Here is a 15,492-nt window from a genome sequence, read left to right as displayed (position 1 = left end):
GCCGGGCAGTCACAGGAACGCAGACACCACCCTTGACGGTTACCGCCAATGCGGGCTTAGCAGATGCGACGAGAAGGACGAGACGAAGCCATGACCTTCGCCGATCCCCAGGCTGCTGATCCCCTGGCCGCAACCTTTCCGCATGGGCAATTCCCAGCCCCTCCGGGCAGCGACAATCCCGGCCTTGATGCCTTCGTTGCCCTCTGCGGCGAGGCGGCCTGGGCGGCCCGGCTGGCGGATCTCGGCAATCGAGCCGGGGCGAAATCCCTCAGCGGCCGGGCGGCGCAGCAGCGCCACGCACTGGAACTCGCCCTCGCCCGGCTGGTCGGCCGCCGCGCCCTGACCCGCCCGACCAGCGCCGAACGCCGCATCTGCGCCTTCGCCGAGGAAGCGGTGCGGCTGGCCGACAGCCTGCCCGAGGGCCCTCGCGCGCGCCTGCGCGACCTGCTGGTGGCCGGGCTCACCGGCGAGGCGACGCTCATCCCCCTCTTCCACCTGCTCCGCACCGCGGCCTTGCTGCGCGAGAGCGGCTTCGCCATCCGCTTCACCGGCCTCGCCGAGGGCACGCCGCATGACCTGGTGGCGGAACGCGAGGGCGCCGCCGCCGAGATCGCCTGCGAGACCGTCTCCGCCGAGGAAGGCCGGCCGCTGCACCGGACCGACTGGTATGCGCTGGTGGACCGGATCACGCTCGAGCTGCAGGCATGGCTGGCGGTGCATCCCGGCCGCTACCTGCTGAAGATGACCCTGCCGGAGGGCATCGCCGGGCCGGAGCAGCTGCCGGCCCTGCATGCCGCCATCACCGGCATGCTGGCCGCCGGCCAGCGGCAGGCGGGTGGCACCCAGGCGGTGCTGAAGCTCGACCCGCTGCTGCTGGGGGGCGAGCGCGGGGCCGCGCTGCCGGCCCAGCTGCGCGCCCAATTCGGGCCGGAGGCGCATCTGGCCATGGTGTCCGAGCCCGGCGGCGGCCTGCTGGTGCTGGCCGCCCGCGCCGGACGGGAGAATGAGGTCGCCGGCGCCGTGGCGCGGCGGCTGGGCCAGGTGGCGGAGGCGCGGCTCTCCGGCAAGCGGCCCGGCATCGCCTCGGTCTTTCTCGAGGATCTCGACCGTAGCGAGTGGCGCGGCCTGCGCGAGCGGCTGGAGCTGGAGGGTGCGGTCCGCCGCTTCATGACCACGCCGCCGGCGCGGCGGATCGTCGCCGTTACCTGCGCCTCGCGCTTCGAGATGTTCGGCGCGCCGCCCCCGGATGCGGCGGCGGAGCCGCATCTGCGCTTCCGCAACCCGGCGCATCCGGCGGCGAAGCTGGCGGCGCTGGCACCGGCCATCCTCTCCTCCATGTGACAGCGACTGTCTTCGGACTGCCACGTTTCCATGCGGCATTGATCTACGCTGCCGCATGAGCCTGGCAGCCTAGGGACGGAGCCGCATGACCGACCGCGAATTCCAGGCCAAGCTCGATGAGCTGGACCGCTTGCTGAACGATCCCGATATCCGCATGGACCCGCACCGGGTCTGGACCCTGCTGGCCGAGATCAGCGCGCAGGAAGCACGCATCCCGGCCAGTTAGCGCTTCCCCTCGCCGCCCCACAACACGCGCCACCGGGATAGCCGCGTAATGGCGGTCGGGAGACCGGAATATCCGCAAACCCTGAGGCGTGCCGCCGCGATCACCCCGTCATGCACCGGCACGGGGCGGAGGGTTGGGACATGGCCGATCAGGACGCGGCAACTGGCTTGACTAGGGTGGTGATCCTCGGCGCCGGCTTCGGCGGGCTGGAGACAGCACGGGCGCTGTCACGGACACCGGTCGAGGTCACGCTGATCGACCGGCACAACTACCACCTGTTCCAGCCGCTGCTGTACCAAGTCGCCACCGCGGCCCTCTCGCCCGGCGACATCGCCTGGCCCATCCGTTCCATCTTCCGCCGCCAGCGCAATGTGACGGTGGTGATGGCGGAGGCGACGCGGATCGACCCCGCGGCGAAGCTCGTGCATGCCGGCGACGGGCTCGCTTTCCCCTACGACGCGCTGGTGCTGGCCACCGGCGCGACGCATTCCTATTTCGGCCATGACGAATGGGCCCCCGTCGCGCCCGGCCTCAAGCAGATCGAGGACGCGACCGATATCCGCCGCCGCCTGCTCCTTGCCTTCGAGCGGGCCGAGGTGACGCGCGATGAGGCGGAGCGGCGGCGCCTCCTCACCTTCGTGGTGGTGGGCGGCGGCCCGACCGGCGTGGAACTCGCCGGCGCCATGGTGGAACTGGCGCGCAATGCGCTGGCGCGCGAATTCCGCCAAGTCGATCCCGCCATGGCGCGCATCGTCCTGATCGAGGCCGGGCCGCGCATCCTGCCGACCTTGCCCGAGGAATTGTCCAGGGTCGCGCTTCGCTCCCTGGAGCGGATGGGCGTGCAGGTGCTGACCGGCACCCGCGTCACCCGCTGCACCGCGGATGGCGTGGAATGCGGCGAGGAGCGGATCGGCGCCAGCACCATCGTCTGGGCGGCCGGCGTCGTCGCTTCGCCGGCCGGCGCCTGGATCGGTGCCGAGCGCGACCGGGCGGGGCGCATCCAGGTGGGACCGGACCTGTCGGTGCCGGGGCATCCTGGCATCTTCGCCATCGGCGATATCGCCGCGGCGACGGATGCAAAGGGGCGGCGCGTGCCCGGCATCGCGCCGGCGGCGAAGCAGATGGGCCGCCATGTCGGGACCCTGCTGGCGGCGCGGGCAGCCGGGCGGCCGGAGCCCGGCCCCTTCACCTACCGCCATCACGGTGACCTCGCCACGATCGGGCGGCGCTCCGCGGTGGTCGCGCTCGACAGCATGCGCCTGACCGGCCTGATCGGCTGGTGGTTCTGGGGCCTCGCGCATGTCTGGTACCTGATCGGCTTCCGCAGCCGGGTCGTCGTCTCCTTCGAATGGCTCTGGAGCTACCTGACCTATCAACGCGGGGCGCGCCTCATCACCGGGCGGGAGCCGCCCGGCGGCAATGCCACGCCGGTGCCCGGCCAGGATGGTGGCGCGCTGGTTGCCGACCCGCAGGCGCAGAACGACAACACGCGGCAGGCGCAGCGCCTCTGGGGCTGAGCAGCGGATGCCCGGCTGGTCAGCCGGCCTTCGCCACCGCGCCTGGCAGAAGGAAGCGCGCGGGCTGCGCCTGCCGGCCGGCCCGCCAATGCTGCCAGGCCAGCCAGCCGGCCCGGCCCAGCGCGAAGAGATCGGTGCACAGCCCGGGGATCGAACCGACGATGGCGCTATGCACCATCCAGGGCACCGAGGAGGCCAGCAGGATGGCGCGATGGCGGTCCCGGTCGGTCTGCCAGCGGCCATGGCAGCACATGGCGGTGCCGATGGCGGCGAAGAAGGATTGCGGCCCCGCCCAGGTCAGCACTGCCAGCGCGGCGATGGGCAGCAGCGCCGCCAGATAGATCCCGCGCACGATGCGCAGCTGCGGCGAGCCTGGCGGCGCATTGAGCAGCAGCGCCAAGCCCGCCATGCCGAGCAGCAGCGCGGTCATGGCCGCGGCCGTCTCGCGCCCCAGCAGGATCCAGTGCAGCAGGAAGCAGACGGAGCCCAGCATCTGCACCAGCAGCATGGTGCGGCGGGTGCTGGCGAAGGACCAGAGGCAGCAGGCCAGGCTGCCGGCAAAGCCGAAGCCCTGGGCGAGAAGGAAGATCATTGCGGCACGCCCGGGCGAGCGTCCGCGGAGCGGAACGGGAGAGAAGTCACGGGAAGTCGGTCCTGGCTGTTCGCCGCGGCCGAATCGCCAGCCGGGCGTGGCGCCAGAAAGCATCAACGAACTCGTGAACTCAAGATCGTGTGATTGTATTCAAATCAACTAGTGGGCGATGTGCCCCCCAGGTCACACCACCTCATCGCAGCAAAGCGACGGCCTGGTCGAGCAGGGCGGGATCGCCGACGGCCAGCACTTGGCCTGGACCATCGGCGCGAAGCGGCCGGCCCTGCCAATCCGTGACGCGGCCGCCCGCGCCCTCGACCACCGGGACGATGGCCGCCCAGTCCCAGGGCTTCATCTCCGATTCAGCGACGATGTCGAGCTGCCCCAGCGCCAGCAGGCCATAGGCGTAGCAATCGCCGCCCCAGGAGACGCGGCCGACCCGGTCCGCCAGCCGGCGCCAGCGCGGCGTCTCCTCGGCATTCAGCATCGCCGGGCTGGTGCAGGACAGTTCAGCCGCACCCAGGTCCGGGCAGGCGCGGCAGCCGGGGCGGCCGCCGAAGGGGCCACGGAAGCGCGTCGGCTGGTCCGCCACACCCACCCAGCGTTCCCCGGTGACCGGCTGGTCGATCACGCCGAGGATCGGCCGGTCGCCCTCCAGCAGCGCGACCAGCGTGCCGAAGATGGGGCGCCCGGTGATGAAGGCGCGGGTGCCATCGATCGGGTCGAGCACCCAGCGCAGCCTCGCCTCCGGCCGTTGCAGGCCGAATTCCTCGCCCAGGATGCCGTGATCCGGGCAGCGCTCGGCCAGCACGGCCCGCATCGCCAACTCGGCGGTGCGGTCGGCGATGGTGACGGGGCTGCGATCCTCCTTCAGCGCCGCGTCGATCCCATGGGCGGCGCGGAAGAAGGGGCGGATGACGGCGCCCGCTACATCCGCCGCAGCCTCCGCCGCCGCAATCCAGGCGGCCTCGGTCACGCCATCACTCGCATCGTCTGGTCGTCTGGCATCAATGATCCTTCAGGCCCGCTCGAGATAGCGGGCGATTTCCCAGTCAGTGACGCGGCGGTCGTGTTCCGACTGTTCCCAGGCGGCGGCGCGGACATAGTGGTCGATCACCGCATCGCCGAAGGCGGCGCGCAGCACGGCGGAGCGGTCGAGCGCCGCCATCGCCTCGCGCAGCGTGGTCGGGATCTCCGGCAGCCCTTCGACGAGATAGGCATTGCCCTCGGCCGGCGGGTCGAGCGGCAGGCGCTGTTCCATGCCGTGCAGCCCCGCCGCGATCAGCGCGGCATAGGCGAGATAGGGATTCACATCGGCGCCCGGCACGCGGCATTCGGCGCGCAGGCTTTTCCCATGGCCCAGCACGCGGAAGGCGGCGGTGCGGTTGTCGCGGCTCCAGACCGCCTTGGTCGGCGCGAAGGAGCCGGGCTGGAAGCGCTTGTAGGAATTCACCACCGGGGCGAGGAACAGCGTCATCTCCCGCAGCAGGGCGATCTGCCCGGCGAGGAAATGCCCGAATTCGGCGGAAAGGCCCTCCGGCCCCGCCGTCGCCGGCTCGCCGCCAGGGGTCCAGAGCGAGAAATGGATATGCCCGCTGCTGCCCGGCTGCGCCTCGTGCCACTTGGCCATGAAGCTCGCCGTCTTGCCGGCGGCCTGGGCGATCTCCTTCACGCCAGTCTTGTAGATGACATGCCGGTCGGCGCTCTCCAGCGCCGGGGCATGCAGCAGGGTGATCTCCGCCTGGCCCGGCCCGCCCTCGCCCTTCGAGGATTCGATCGGGATGCCGGCGGCTTCCATGTTGTTGCGGATGGCACGGATCAGCGGCTCCCGCCCGGTGCCCTGGAAGACCTGGTAATCCTCGGAATAGAAGCCGTCCGGAGTCAGGCCGCGATAGGCCCCGGCGCGAAGCTGCTGCCAGTCACCCTGGAAGACGGTGAATTCCAGCTCCGAGGCCATGCTGGCGGTGAAGCCCGCCGCGGCCAGCCGTTCCAGTTGCCGGCGCAGCATGCTGCGCGGCGCATGCGGCACCAGCCGGCCCTCATGGTCCACGGTATCGCCGAGCACCAGCAGCGTGCCCGGCTGCCAGGGCAGCAGCCGCGCCGTGGACGGGTCGGGCCGGATGGAGAAATCGCCGAAACCCCTCTCCCAGCCGCTGCTGCGCAGGCCGGGGATCGGCACCATCTCGGCATCGACGCCGAGCAGGTAGTCGCAGGCATGCATGTCCTCGCCCGGCGCCTCCCGTGCCTGGCGCGCGGTCAGGCGCTTGCCGACCAGCCGGCCCTGCATGTCCACCATGCAAACCAGGAGGGTGTCGGTGCCCTCGGTGGCGAGCAGCCGGCGGAGGTTGTCCTCCGCGGGCGCATCGTTGGCTGCCGGCGAGGCCGCCGCGACCGCGACCGGGCGGGTGGCGCCGCGGCTCATGGCCGGCGCTCCGGCGCCGCTGCCGCGCGCCGGGCCAGGCCCGCGCTGCCGCCCGACCAGCGACGGGACATGGCGAAGGCGCGCGTCGCCTCCACCAACTCATCCACCCAGGCGGGCTCGATGCGGCCGATGCAGCCGATGCGGAAGCTGCGGGTGGCCTCGTGGAAGCGGGCATAGATCAGCAGCCGGGCGGCGCGCAGATGCCGGTAGTAATCGGCGAAGGCAACTGCATCCGGCACCAGCCCGTCATGCCGGAAGGCGACGCAGATCGGCGTCTGCAGCTCGGGCCGCAGGATCGGCAGGAAGCCGAGCGGCCGCATCCCGGTGATCAGCCGGTCGCGGATGGCCGCATAGCGCGCATGTCGGCCCGCCACCGTTTCCTGCCGCAGCCCCATCAGACCCGCGCGGAGCGCCTGGGCGACATGGGTCGGCGGGGTCGAGCGCCACTCGCCGGTCTCCTCGAAACCGCGCCACTGGTCGAACAGGTCGAGCGTGTAGGTGCGGGAGACGGTCTGCTCGGGTGTCAGCAGGGCGCGATGGACGATCGCGAAGGCGATGCCGGGCGGCGCCTCCAGGCACTTGTTGCCCGAGGAGATGAGGATGTCGAAGGGATGCCGCTCCGCATCCACCTCGATTGCGCCGAAGGCGCTCATGGAATCGACGATGCTGGTGACGCCGCGGCGCCGCGCCAGGGACAGCAATTCCGGCAGCGGGTTGAGAATGCCGGAGGTTGTCTCGCAATGGACGAAGTAGAGATGAGTGATGCGCCGGTCGGCAGCGAGCCGTGCCTCGACCTCGGCGACCGAAACCGGTTCGGTGATCGGGCGGGTGATGACGGCATGGTCGAGCCGGTGGCGGCGCAGGATCTTCGCCGCGGTCTCGCCATAGACGCCGTTGGCGCAGACCAGGACCCTGTCCGTGTCCTTGAGGAAGGTGGTCAGCGCCGCTTCGATGGCGAAGGTGCCGCTGCCCTGCATCAGGATCGTGCTGTACTCCGGCGCGGCATGCGCCACGTCCTGGACCCATTGGCGGATATCCTGGGTCACCCGGCGGAAGGCGACATCGCGCGAGCCGAGATCGGTCTGCATCGCGGCCTTGACCTCCTCCGCCAAGGCCAGCGGCCCGGGCGTCAGGAGACGGGGGTTTTTCGAATTCATTGGTGCTTCCTTGGGGCATCCCGGGCCGTGTTCCGGTCGCCCATCGCGCTGGCGTTGTTACCCGCCGCGATTCCCGCTGTAGCGAGGCGGTAAAGGCGGCAGTGGCCGGGCAAACGCCAAGGCGGCAAGACTAGTTCATCGCGCGCGGGCAATATCGGCAAGAAACTCCCAATCAGCTTCGCAGAATGTATTACGCCGTACATCCCGAAACGCGATGACCGATGCCGGTTATTGCTGGACGGCAGCCGTGAAGCGAACCAGGATTGGCCAATCCATTCACCGTTCAGCGGGAGCAGCGTGCGATGCGCGTCGCGGCATGCCAGATGAATTCCCGGCAGGACAAGCCGGCCAACCTCGCCATCGCGCTCGACCTGCTGGACGAGGCGGCGGCCCATGGCGCCGACCTCGCCGTGCTGCCGGAGTATTTCGACTATCTCGGCACGGATGAGGGTGCACTGGCCGCGGCTGAGCCGATCCCCGGCCCGCTCTCGGAGGCGATCGGGGCGCGGGCGCGGAAGCTCGGCCTTTGGGTCCTGGCGGGTTCGATGCATGCACGGGCGGCGGATGGGCGCTGCAGCAATGCCAGCCTGCTCTTCGACCGGGAGGGGCGGATCGCGGCGCGCTACGACAAGCTGCACCTCTTCGATATCGGCCTAGCCGGCCAGCCGAGCTACCGCGAGTCGGCGACGGTCGGCGGCGGGGATCGGGTGGTGACGGCGGAGATCGAGGGGCTCCGGGCCGGGCTTTCGGTCTGCTACGACATCCGCTTCCCGGAGCTCTACCGGCTCCACATGCTGGCCGGCGCCCGGCTGCTGCTGGTGCCGGCCGCCTTCACACAACATACCGGCCAGGCGCATTGGGAGCTGCTGCTGCGCGCCCGCGCGGTGGAGAACCAGTGCTTCGTCATCGCCGCGGCGCAGGTCGGCGAGTCGGTAGCCGGGCGTGCCTGCTTCGGCCACAGCATGATCATCGATCCCTGGGGCCAGGTACTGGCCTGCCGGCCCGAGGGGGTGGGCATCGTCACTGCGACGCTCGACCTGGCGCGGCAGGAGGCGCTGCGGGCCGAGCTCCCGGCCCTCGCCAACCGCCGCAGCGATATTTACCGGCTGGAGACCCGTTAAGCGGCTTCCAGGACCGCCTCCACTGGCCTCGCCGCCCCCGGCCGCAGCGCCGCGGCGATGAGGTCGGCGGCCCGCTCGCCGATCATCAGCGCTGTCGCATTGGTATTGCCGGCGATATGGCGCGGGAAGATCGAGACATCGGCGACCCAGAGCCCCTCCGCCCCCTGCACGGCGAGATCGGGCGAGACCACCGCGCCAGCATCCAGCCCCATCCGGCAGGTTCCGGCCGGGTGGTAGAAGGGCCGGGTCGCGGCGCGGAGATAGGCGAGATCCATCGCCCGCCCCTCCTCCGCCGGCGGCACGCCGAGCAGGCAGCGCAGCCCGGCGCCGAAGGGCCCGGTGCTCGCCATGCGCCGCACCCAGTCGAGCCCGTGCATCAGCGTCGCCACGTCATCCTCATGCTCCAGCAGGCGTGGATGGATGGCGATGGGCGTCGCCGGATCGGCCGAGCGCAGTTCCAGCCAGCCGCGCGAGCGGGGGAAATTGGCGTTCATCAAGATGGTGGCGAGGTTGCGGCGCGGGATCACCCGCTTGCCGCCGCGGCCGATGGTCGAGCCATAGGGGAAGATGTGGAATTGCAGGTCTGGCTCCGCCGCCTCGGGCGTCGAGCGGAAGAAGGCCAGGGCCTGGGCGGTCGGCACGCTGACCGGGCCGTCATGCCGGACCAGCCAGCGGGCGAGGTGATAGGCCGCCCGCAGCGGCGTCGTCTCGCGGTTGGCGGTCGGCTCGGTCATCTCGGCCTGCACATAGAGGCCGGGATGCTCCATCAGGTTCCGCCCCACCTCGGGGGCGTCCAGCACGGGCGCGATGCCGAGGCGCCGCAACTCCTCGGCGGCGCCGATGCCGGAGAGCATCAGCAGCTGCGGTGTGTTGATGGCGCCCGCCGTCAGCACCACGCCGCGCCGCGCCACGACCTGAAGCGGCACGCCGCCACGCCGCGCCTCGAGCCCGGTGGCGCGGCGGCCGGCGAAGCTCAGCCGCTCCACCAGCACATCGTCCAGCACGGTGAGGTTCGGCCGGCCGAGCACCGGGGCGAGGAAGGCGTCATAGGCCGAATGCCGCCGGCCCTCCCGGATGGATCCCTGGTTCCAGCCGATACCCTCATGCTCCGGGCCGTTGAGATCGGCCAAGCGGGGAATGCCGCAGGCGACGCCGCTCTCGATGAAATCCGCGGCCAATGGGTGCCGCCAGCGCAGCGCCGAGACGCGCTGCGGCCCCTCCCCGCCCCGATGCGTGGCATCCGGCGCATCGGCCGTCTCCAGCCGGCGGAAGATGGGTAGCACGTCCTCCCAGCCCCAGCCGCCGCAGCCCATCGCCGCCCAGGCGTCGTAATCGGCGGCGGCGCCGCGGACATAGATCATGCCGTTGATGGAGGAGCTGCCGCCGAGGGTCTTGCCGCGTGGCCAGAGCTCCGACTGACCATTCCGCGTCGGATCGGGCTCGGACTGATAGGCCCAGTCGTAGCGTGGGTTGCCGATGGTCCGCAGCAGGGCGGCCGGCAGGCGGGTGATGCCGAGCCGGTCGCGCCGCCCTGCCTCCAGCACCAACACGCGGAGGCCGGGATCGGCCGAGAGCCGCGCGGCCAGCGCGCAGCCGGCGCTGCCGGCACCGACGATGACGATATCGGCTTCGATCATGGCGCCATTGAATGGCATGGGAGTCCCTGGGGCTTGGTGAATGCCGACAGAGTTCCCAACAAAATCCCGGGCGTCCATCACTCTTTTTTGTTTGATCCCCTGCCCAGTCGCGGCTGTGTCTTCTTTTGGGAGGCGAACGGATAGAGGTTTCGCGTCCCGGCCGCAACGACGAGCATTTTCGCCGTTTATTGCAGGCTCAAACGTGGTCTTTCGCCATCCTGCCGGACCAAGTGGTGCGCAAGCGGACAGACGGATGCAACCGGATGCCCGCTGCGCCGCTTCAGGAAAGGGTTTGGGCTTCTTTCCCACTCGCCATGGACGCGCAATTCGGGCTTCGCCCACCCGGCAGCGTGAAAGCAATCCGCAAGCGATACGCGAACCGGAAGGCCGGCGCGTGATTGCAACCCCATGCATCTTCTGCCGGGACATACCGCATGACCAGAAGCGCCAACCTCAAGGCACCCGATGATGGATCGGGTGGCCGGTCCCAGCTCGCCCCTGCGGACCAGCACCCCGCGCCCGGGCCGCGCGGGGATTGCGTGGAGGCTGGCTGGTCATCGCCCGTCCTCGACGATCTCAAGGCCTTGGAGACGGAGCCAGCCAATGATCTCGGCTCCACCGAGGCAGCGATGCGGCGCGCCTCCACGGAGCTCGAACTCTGGGGCGGTGTCGAATGCACCGTGCTCCGCGTCGGCGATATGTGGCGCGACCAGTTGCGCGAAAGCGGCCATTACGACCGCATCGAGGATCTCGATGCCGTCGCCGGCCTCGGCTTCCGCAAGCTGCGCTATCCGGTCCTCTGGGAGCATGTGGCGCCGGAGCAGCCCGGCGAATGCGACTGGGGCTGGCATGACGAGCGGCTGGCCCGGCTGCGCGCGCTGGGCCTGACGCCGATCGCCGGCCTCGTGCATCATGGCGGTGGGCCGCACTACACCAATCTGCTCGATCCGAATTTCCCGGCGATGCTCGCCGAGCAGGCGGAACGCACCGCGCGTCGCTATCCCTGGATCAAGTCCTGGACCCCGGTGAACGAGCCGCTGACCACGGCACGCTTCTCGGGCCTCTATGGCCATTGGTTCCCGCATGGGACCGACGAGGCCACCTTCCTCCGCATCCTGGTGAATGAATGCCGCGCGGTGATGCTCGCCATGCGCGCCATCCGCAGCGTCATCCCCGATGCCGAGCTGGTGCAGACGGAAGATCTCGGGAAGACCTTCAGCACGCCGCACCTCGCCTATCAGGCGGCGGACGAGAATGAACGGCGCTGGCTCAGCCTCGATCTGCTGACCGGGCGCATCGGCCGGGAGCATCCCTGGTGGCCGCGCCTAGTCGCCGCCGGTGCCCCCGAGGCGGTGCTGGAGGAATTCCTCGGCTGGGATCCGCAGCCGATGGTGATCGGCTTCAACTACTACATCACCAGCGAGCGCTTCCTTGACCACCGCCTGGCGCTCTACCCGCAGCATATGCATGGCGGCAATGGCCGCGACGCCTATGCCGATATCGAGGCGGCGCGGGTGCCGCTGCCGCCGCATGAGGGCACCGGCTGGGAGCCCCGGCTGCGCGAGGCCTGGGAGCGCTACGGCTCCATCCCACTGTCGATCACAGAAGCGCATATCGGCTGGTGCCCGGAGCATGAGCAGGTCCGCTGGTTCCTCGAAGCCTGGGATGCGGCGGCACGGCTCCGGGCCGAGGGCGCGGATTTCAGGGCGGTGACGATCTGGTCGGTGCTCGGCGCGGTGGATTGGAACAGCCTGCTCACCCGGCAGACCGGACATTACGAACCGGGCGTCTTCGACATGCGCCATCCGAGCGGGGAGCCGCAGCCGCGGCTGATCGCCGAGGCCGCTGCGGCCATCGCCAAGGGCGAGCGATTCGAGCACCCGCTGCTGGAAGAGCCCGGCTGGTGGCGGCGGGAGGACCGCTTCCTCGTCCCGCCGAAGCCGGCCACCGGGGCGGATGCGGCATGACCATGCGGCCGCCCATGTTCCGCAGCTTCTTCCTCGGCGGCTTCGAATGCTCGACCCATCGCCGGGCCGATGGGCGGCGGCTGGATCTGCTCGCCGCCACCGGCCATGACCGGCGGGCGGCGGAGGATTACCGCCAGGCGGCGGAGCATGGCATCCGCACCATCCGCGACGGTATCCGCTGGCACCTGATCGAAGTCCGGCCCGGCGAATACGACTGGTCCTCGGTGCTGCCGATGCTGCGGGCGGCGGAGGCGGCGGGCACCGAGGTGATCTGGGATCTCTGCCATTACGGCTGGCCGGACCACCTTGATATCTGGTCCGCCGGCTTCGTCGAGGCCTTTGCGGCCTATGCCGCCGCCTTCGCCCGGCTGCACCGGGAGGAGACCGGGCGGCCGCCACTGATCTGCCCGGTGAACGAGATCGCCTTCCTCGCCTGGGCCGGCGGCGATGTGGCGATCATGAATCCCTGTGCCCATGGCCGTGGCGATGATCTGAAGCGGCAGCTGGTCCGGGCGGCGCTGGCGGGTGGCGCCGCAGTGCGGGCAGCGGTTCCCGGCAGCCGGATCTTCGCCATCGATCCGCTGATCCATATAGTCCCGCGGCCGCATGCGGATCCCGACCTCGCCCGCCACTTCTCCGCCCAGCAATATGAGGGCTGGGACATGCTGACCGGGCGGCGGGAGCCGGAGCTCGGCGGCAGCCCGGACGCGATCGATGCCATCGGGGTAAATTTCTACTGGAACAACCAGTGGCTCTTCCCCGATGCCGCCCGGCCGCCGGATGCGGGGCCGGACTGGCGTCCCTCCCGTGATGCGCTCTCGCCCTATGACCCGCGCTGGCGTCCCTTCCGGGCCATGCTGGCCGAGGTCCATGCCCGCTACGGACGCCCGCTTTTCGTCGCCGAAACCAGCATCGAGGCCGCAGCCCGCCCCGACTGGCTCCGCCATGTCTGCGAGGAGGTGCGAGCGGCGATGGCGGCGGGCGTGCCGGTGGGGGGTATCTGCCTCTACCCCGTGCTCAGCCATCCCGGCTGGGATGACGACCGCTACTGCCCGAACGGGTTGTTCGAGATGGCGACGGAAGGCAGGCGGCGGGTCGTCGATGCCCCTCTGGCAGCCGAGCTGGCGCGCCAGCAGGCGCTGTTCGGGCCAGCCACGGCGGCGCCGGTCCGCCTCGGCACCGGGTTCCAGGTGGCGACCGCTTCAGTCCCGGCGCACCACCGGCCCGGTCTTCAGCGTGGAGGACGGGCCGCCACCCTCGACATAGGGTAGGCCGGCGCTGTCGAAGAGCAGCCGTTCCATGCACATCTGCCGCAGCGGGATGCCACGGCGGCCATTCGCCTCCAACTCCTCCGTGCCGGGGATGACCGCATCGCCGCGCACGGCGTGATAGAACATCCAGAGCTGGCCTATGGCATCGGCCTGGACGAAGACCTGGCCGCAGCGGTTCCAGACCGCATTCTCCGCCAGCAGCGGCGCACGCCCCGGCAGCGCGGTGAAGGGGTCGAGCGGATGGGGGCCGCCCCGAAGGGCGAAGGCCTGGTAGGGCCCGACCCAGGTATCGACCTTGGAGGCGAGCATGATCGGCTCCCCGGTCTCGGGGTTCTCGATCACATGCACGCCTTCCCAGAGCCGGTCCGACCAGTCCCCCGGCGTCGGGGCCAGCACGGGGCGCGGCGCCGAGCCGGGGGCGAAGCCCATCCCATCCTCCGCCAGCTCCTGCCCATAGATCGGCGCATGGCCGGACCCCCAATAGAGGAAATTCCGGCCGAGCCGCGTCGAGCGGTAGAAGCAGGGATCGATGACGGTGAAGCCCGGGCCGCGCTGCAGCACGGTCGGCTCGGCGAAGCCGGTCGGGCCGGCGGAGCGGGCGGCGATGATCCCATGCCCGGCGGGCCCGTCATCGGCATGGTCGTCGAATTTCAGCGTCCCGTAGAAGCGCCAGTCCGCGGCGCCGAGCTGGCGGACATCCGGCGCCCAGGCCGCGCGGTAGCGGCCGTAATTCGGGATCGGCGCGGCAAAGGCGCCGCCCTCCGCGCCGGGCGGATGCCTTTCCCAATGTACCAGGTCGCGGGAGCGGGCGAGCTTGAACTGGCGGCGCGGCAGGGGTTCGTGGTCGTCATCCGTGGCATAGGACCAGTAGAACCCTTCCCCGTCCGGTCCCGCGATGGCGGGATCGGCCCAGACCTCCTCGATGACGGGGTTGCGGTAGGTGGTCTCGAGATAGCTGGCCAAGCGGGGTCCCCGGTCAGGCCCGATTCGAGCGCAGCAGCCGGGCAGCTGCCTCGACGCCGCTCCGACCGACCGCCTCCAGCGCATCGGCGGTGGTGCCGTGGAAGCGGGCGAACAGATGGGTCGCCTGCCCGAGCGGCGTCGCCGCCCCGCAGCCCATCTCCTCCAGCGCGGCGGTCGCCCAGTCGTAATGGCGCGCCTCGTCCTCGGCATGCTGGCGCAGCAGGGCGGCCAGGCGCGGCGGATAGGGCCGGGCGGCGTAGCGGGCGTATTTCTCGCGCGACTGCCATTCGTTCGAGACGAAGGCCATCAGGATGGCGCGGTCCCCGCCGGGCAGGCCGAGAAGCTGCACCGCAAGCTTGAACAGCCCGGTCGGCAGATGCGGCACCTGCACCGGAACGCCGCCCATGGCCTCGATCTCAGCCGAGAGCGCCGTGACATGCCGCTCATGATCCTCCCGGAAGCGCTGGAGGGATTCGCGGAGATCCGGGCGCCGCAATGCGGAGATAGCCGCCGCATAGGCCGGCAGCGCGTCATGCTCCAGCTGGAGCAGATCGGTCAGGTCGGCCAGCAGGGGCGCCGTATCGGCCGGCCGGTCCTCGGTATTCGCTTCGCTCATGATCCCGGTCTCACTGCTCGCGTCCCGGTGAAACAGCGGAGGCGCGGCTCCGTTGCATGCGGCTGGAGTCGGCCGCGACCCTTACGCTCGACAACCAAGGGCGGAGACCCCATCCGGGCCGCCGGGCACGGCGGTGACAGTATTATGCCGTTCTTTCATCTCGCCCTGTCGGCGAGTGGTCTAAGGTCTCGTAGGTGGCGTTTGACCTGCCGCCGGGAAGTGACTACGGGAAACTGGGGACCATGGGCGCCGTTGCGCTCCAACCCGGCGGCCACGAATGAAGTGCCACGATCAATAACGACCAGGAGTGCTTCAATGCCCAGCAAGGCGAATCCGAAGAAGCCAGAGCAGGAAACCTCCGGCGAAGCCAAGCCGGCGAAGGCGACCAAGGTCGCGAAGCCCGCCAAGGGCAACAAGCCGAATGCGCTGCAGCAGCCGCTCCAGCCCTCGCCGGAACTGGCGGCGGTGCTGGGTGAAGGCAAGCTCGCCCGCGGCGAGGCCGTCAGCAAGGTCTGGGCCTATATCAAGGAAAACAAGCTGCAGAACCCGGATGATGGGCGCGAGATCATTGCCGACGACAAGCTGCGCAAGGTCTTCGGCAAGGACAAGGTGACCATGTTCGAGATGAACAAGCACCTCGCTCAGCATCTGAAGTAAGCGGC

At 70.3% G+C, this 15,492-nt stretch carries 14 protein-coding genes; 7 read left to right on the top strand and 7 right to left on the bottom strand.

All coding sequences use genetic code 11. From position 1 onward, the window contains the following. Positions 1 to 90 precede the first annotated feature (90 nt). The 3 genes from JMJ55_RS05430 (at position 91) to JMJ55_RS05420 (ending at position 3,084) form a co-directional block, all read left to right on the top strand. A complete protein-coding gene (locus JMJ55_RS05430; RefSeq protein ID WP_202824498.1) occupies positions 91 to 1,341 on the top strand; it encodes a hypothetical protein in 1,251 nt (416 codons plus the stop codon). A gap of 85 nt (positions 1,342 to 1,426) precedes the next feature. Beyond that, complete coding sequence (locus JMJ55_RS05425) at positions 1,427 to 1,567, top strand: peptide chain release factor 1 (protein WP_202824497.1); 141 nt, start codon at positions 1,427 to 1,429, stop codon at positions 1,565 to 1,567. 140 nt (positions 1,568 to 1,707) lie between these two features. Then, positions 1,708 to 3,084, top strand: coding sequence for an NAD(P)/FAD-dependent oxidoreductase (locus tag JMJ55_RS05420; RefSeq protein WP_236033442.1), 1,377 nt, complete (start codon positions 1,708 to 1,710; stop codon positions 3,082 to 3,084). Between the two features lie 19 nt (positions 3,085 to 3,103). Here JMJ55_RS05420 and JMJ55_RS05415 read toward each other — a convergent pair whose 3' ends face one another. From JMJ55_RS05415 to JMJ55_RS05400, 4 genes are all read right to left on the bottom strand, one after another. Next, positions 3,104 to 3,676: a YgjV family protein gene (locus JMJ55_RS05415; protein WP_202824495.1), complete on the bottom strand. Its 573-nt coding sequence runs from the start codon at positions 3,674 to 3,676 to the stop codon at positions 3,104 to 3,106. A 193-nt stretch (positions 3,677 to 3,869) separates the two neighbouring features. Then, positions 3,870 to 4,652: an inositol monophosphatase family protein gene (locus JMJ55_RS05410; RefSeq protein ID WP_202824494.1), complete on the bottom strand. Its 783-nt coding sequence runs from the start codon at positions 4,650 to 4,652 to the stop codon at positions 3,870 to 3,872. 42 nt (positions 4,653 to 4,694) lie between these two features. Next, entirely contained in the window at positions 4,695 to 6,098 is a 1,404-nt protein-coding gene (locus JMJ55_RS05405; RefSeq protein ID WP_202824493.1) for a glutamine synthetase family protein, read from the bottom strand. Next, positions 6,095 to 7,255 (bottom strand): 2-aminoethylphosphonate--pyruvate transaminase, encoded by a 1,161-nt coding sequence (locus tag JMJ55_RS05400; RefSeq protein ID WP_202824492.1) that lies wholly within the window; start codon positions 7,253 to 7,255, stop codon positions 6,095 to 6,097. Before JMJ55_RS05400 ends, JMJ55_RS05405 begins: the two co-directional genes overlap by 4 nt. A gap of 302 nt (positions 7,256 to 7,557) precedes the next feature. Here JMJ55_RS05400 and JMJ55_RS05395 point away from each other — a divergent pair, with 302 nt between their 5' ends. Beyond that, complete coding sequence (locus tag JMJ55_RS05395) at positions 7,558 to 8,376, top strand: carbon-nitrogen hydrolase family protein (RefSeq protein ID WP_202824491.1); 819 nt, start codon at positions 7,558 to 7,560, stop codon at positions 8,374 to 8,376. On the opposite strand, the gene JMJ55_RS05390 is transcribed toward JMJ55_RS05395, so the two are convergent. Then, entirely contained in the window at positions 8,373 to 10,031 is a 1,659-nt protein-coding gene (locus JMJ55_RS05390; protein ID WP_202824490.1) for a GMC family oxidoreductase, read from the bottom strand. The two genes, JMJ55_RS05395 and JMJ55_RS05390, sit on opposite strands and share 4 nt — an antisense overlap. A gap of 416 nt (positions 10,032 to 10,447) precedes the next feature. Between JMJ55_RS05390 and JMJ55_RS05385 the strand changes: the two genes are divergently transcribed. Both JMJ55_RS05385 and JMJ55_RS05380 read left to right on the top strand, forming a co-directional pair. Beyond that, positions 10,448 to 11,980: a family 1 glycosylhydrolase gene (locus JMJ55_RS05385; protein ID WP_202824489.1), complete on the top strand. Its 1,533-nt coding sequence runs from the start codon at positions 10,448 to 10,450 to the stop codon at positions 11,978 to 11,980. Beyond that, entirely contained in the window at positions 11,977 to 13,251 is a 1,275-nt protein-coding gene (locus JMJ55_RS05380; protein ID WP_202824488.1) for a beta-glucosidase, read from the top strand. The genes JMJ55_RS05385 and JMJ55_RS05380 overlap by 4 nt, the downstream gene beginning before the upstream one ends. Here the strand turns inward: JMJ55_RS05380 and JMJ55_RS05375 are convergent. Both JMJ55_RS05375 and JMJ55_RS05370 read right to left on the bottom strand, forming a co-directional pair. Continuing rightward, positions 13,183 to 14,214: a glycoside hydrolase family 43 protein gene (locus JMJ55_RS05375; protein ID WP_202824487.1), complete on the bottom strand. Its 1,032-nt coding sequence runs from the start codon at positions 14,212 to 14,214 to the stop codon at positions 13,183 to 13,185. The genes JMJ55_RS05380 and JMJ55_RS05375 overlap by 69 nt on opposite strands. 13 nt (positions 14,215 to 14,227) lie before the next feature. Next, positions 14,228 to 14,830 (bottom strand): DUF2383 domain-containing protein, encoded by a 603-nt coding sequence (locus JMJ55_RS05370; protein WP_202824486.1) that lies wholly within the window; start codon positions 14,828 to 14,830, stop codon positions 14,228 to 14,230. Between the two features lie 315 nt (positions 14,831 to 15,145). Between JMJ55_RS05370 and JMJ55_RS05365 the strand changes: the two genes are divergently transcribed. Further along, entirely contained in the window at positions 15,146 to 15,487 is a 342-nt protein-coding gene (locus JMJ55_RS05365) for an SWIB/MDM2 domain-containing protein (RefSeq protein ID WP_202824485.1), read from the top strand. The last annotated feature ends 5 nt before the right edge of the window (positions 15,488 to 15,492 follow it).

This window comes from Belnapia mucosa (assembly GCF_016775475.1).
Taxonomy (GTDB): domain Bacteria; phylum Pseudomonadota; class Alphaproteobacteria; order Acetobacterales; family Acetobacteraceae; genus Belnapia; species Belnapia mucosa.
The sequence above is the reverse complement of the archived record's forward strand: the minus strand, read 5'-3'. Positions and strand labels throughout refer to the sequence as shown.

Excerpts from the sequence above, each read along its gene's own strand:
- JMJ55_RS05430 (WP_202824498.1), top strand. The coding sequence starts at position 91 with ATGACCTTCGCCGATCCCCAGGCTGCTGATCCCCTGGCCGCAACCTTT.
- JMJ55_RS05420 (WP_236033442.1), top strand. The coding sequence starts at position 1,708 with ATGGCCGATCAGGACGCGGCAACTGGCTTGACTAGGGTGGTGATCCTC.
- JMJ55_RS05385 (WP_202824489.1), top strand. The coding sequence starts at position 10,448 with ATGACCAGAAGCGCCAACCTCAAGGCACCCGATGATGGATCGGGTGGC.
- JMJ55_RS05380 (WP_202824488.1), top strand. The coding sequence starts at position 11,977 with ATGACCATGCGGCCGCCCATGTTCCGCAGCTTCTTCCTCGGCGGCTTC.
- JMJ55_RS05400 (WP_202824492.1), bottom strand. The coding sequence starts at position 7,255 with ATGAATTCGAAAAACCCCCGTCTCCTGACGCCCGGGCCGCTGGCCTTG.
- JMJ55_RS05405 (WP_202824493.1), bottom strand. The coding sequence starts at position 6,098 with ATGAGCCGCGGCGCCACCCGCCCGGTCGCGGTCGCGGCGGCCTCGCCG.
- JMJ55_RS05390 (WP_202824490.1), bottom strand. The coding sequence starts at position 10,031 with ATGCCATTCAATGGCGCCATGATCGAAGCCGATATCGTCATCGTCGGT.
- JMJ55_RS05425 (WP_202824497.1), top strand. The coding sequence starts at position 1,427 with ATGACCGACCGCGAATTCCAGGCCAAGCTCGATGAGCTGGACCGCTTG.
- JMJ55_RS05365 (WP_202824485.1), top strand. The coding sequence starts at position 15,146 with ATGCCCAGCAAGGCGAATCCGAAGAAGCCAGAGCAGGAAACCTCCGGC.
- JMJ55_RS05370 (WP_202824486.1), bottom strand. The coding sequence starts at position 14,830 with ATGAGCGAAGCGAATACCGAGGACCGGCCGGCCGATACGGCGCCCCTG.
- JMJ55_RS05395 (WP_202824491.1), top strand. The coding sequence starts at position 7,558 with ATGCGCGTCGCGGCATGCCAGATGAATTCCCGGCAGGACAAGCCGGCC.
- JMJ55_RS05415 (WP_202824495.1), bottom strand. The coding sequence starts at position 3,676 with ATGATCTTCCTTCTCGCCCAGGGCTTCGGCTTTGCCGGCAGCCTGGCC.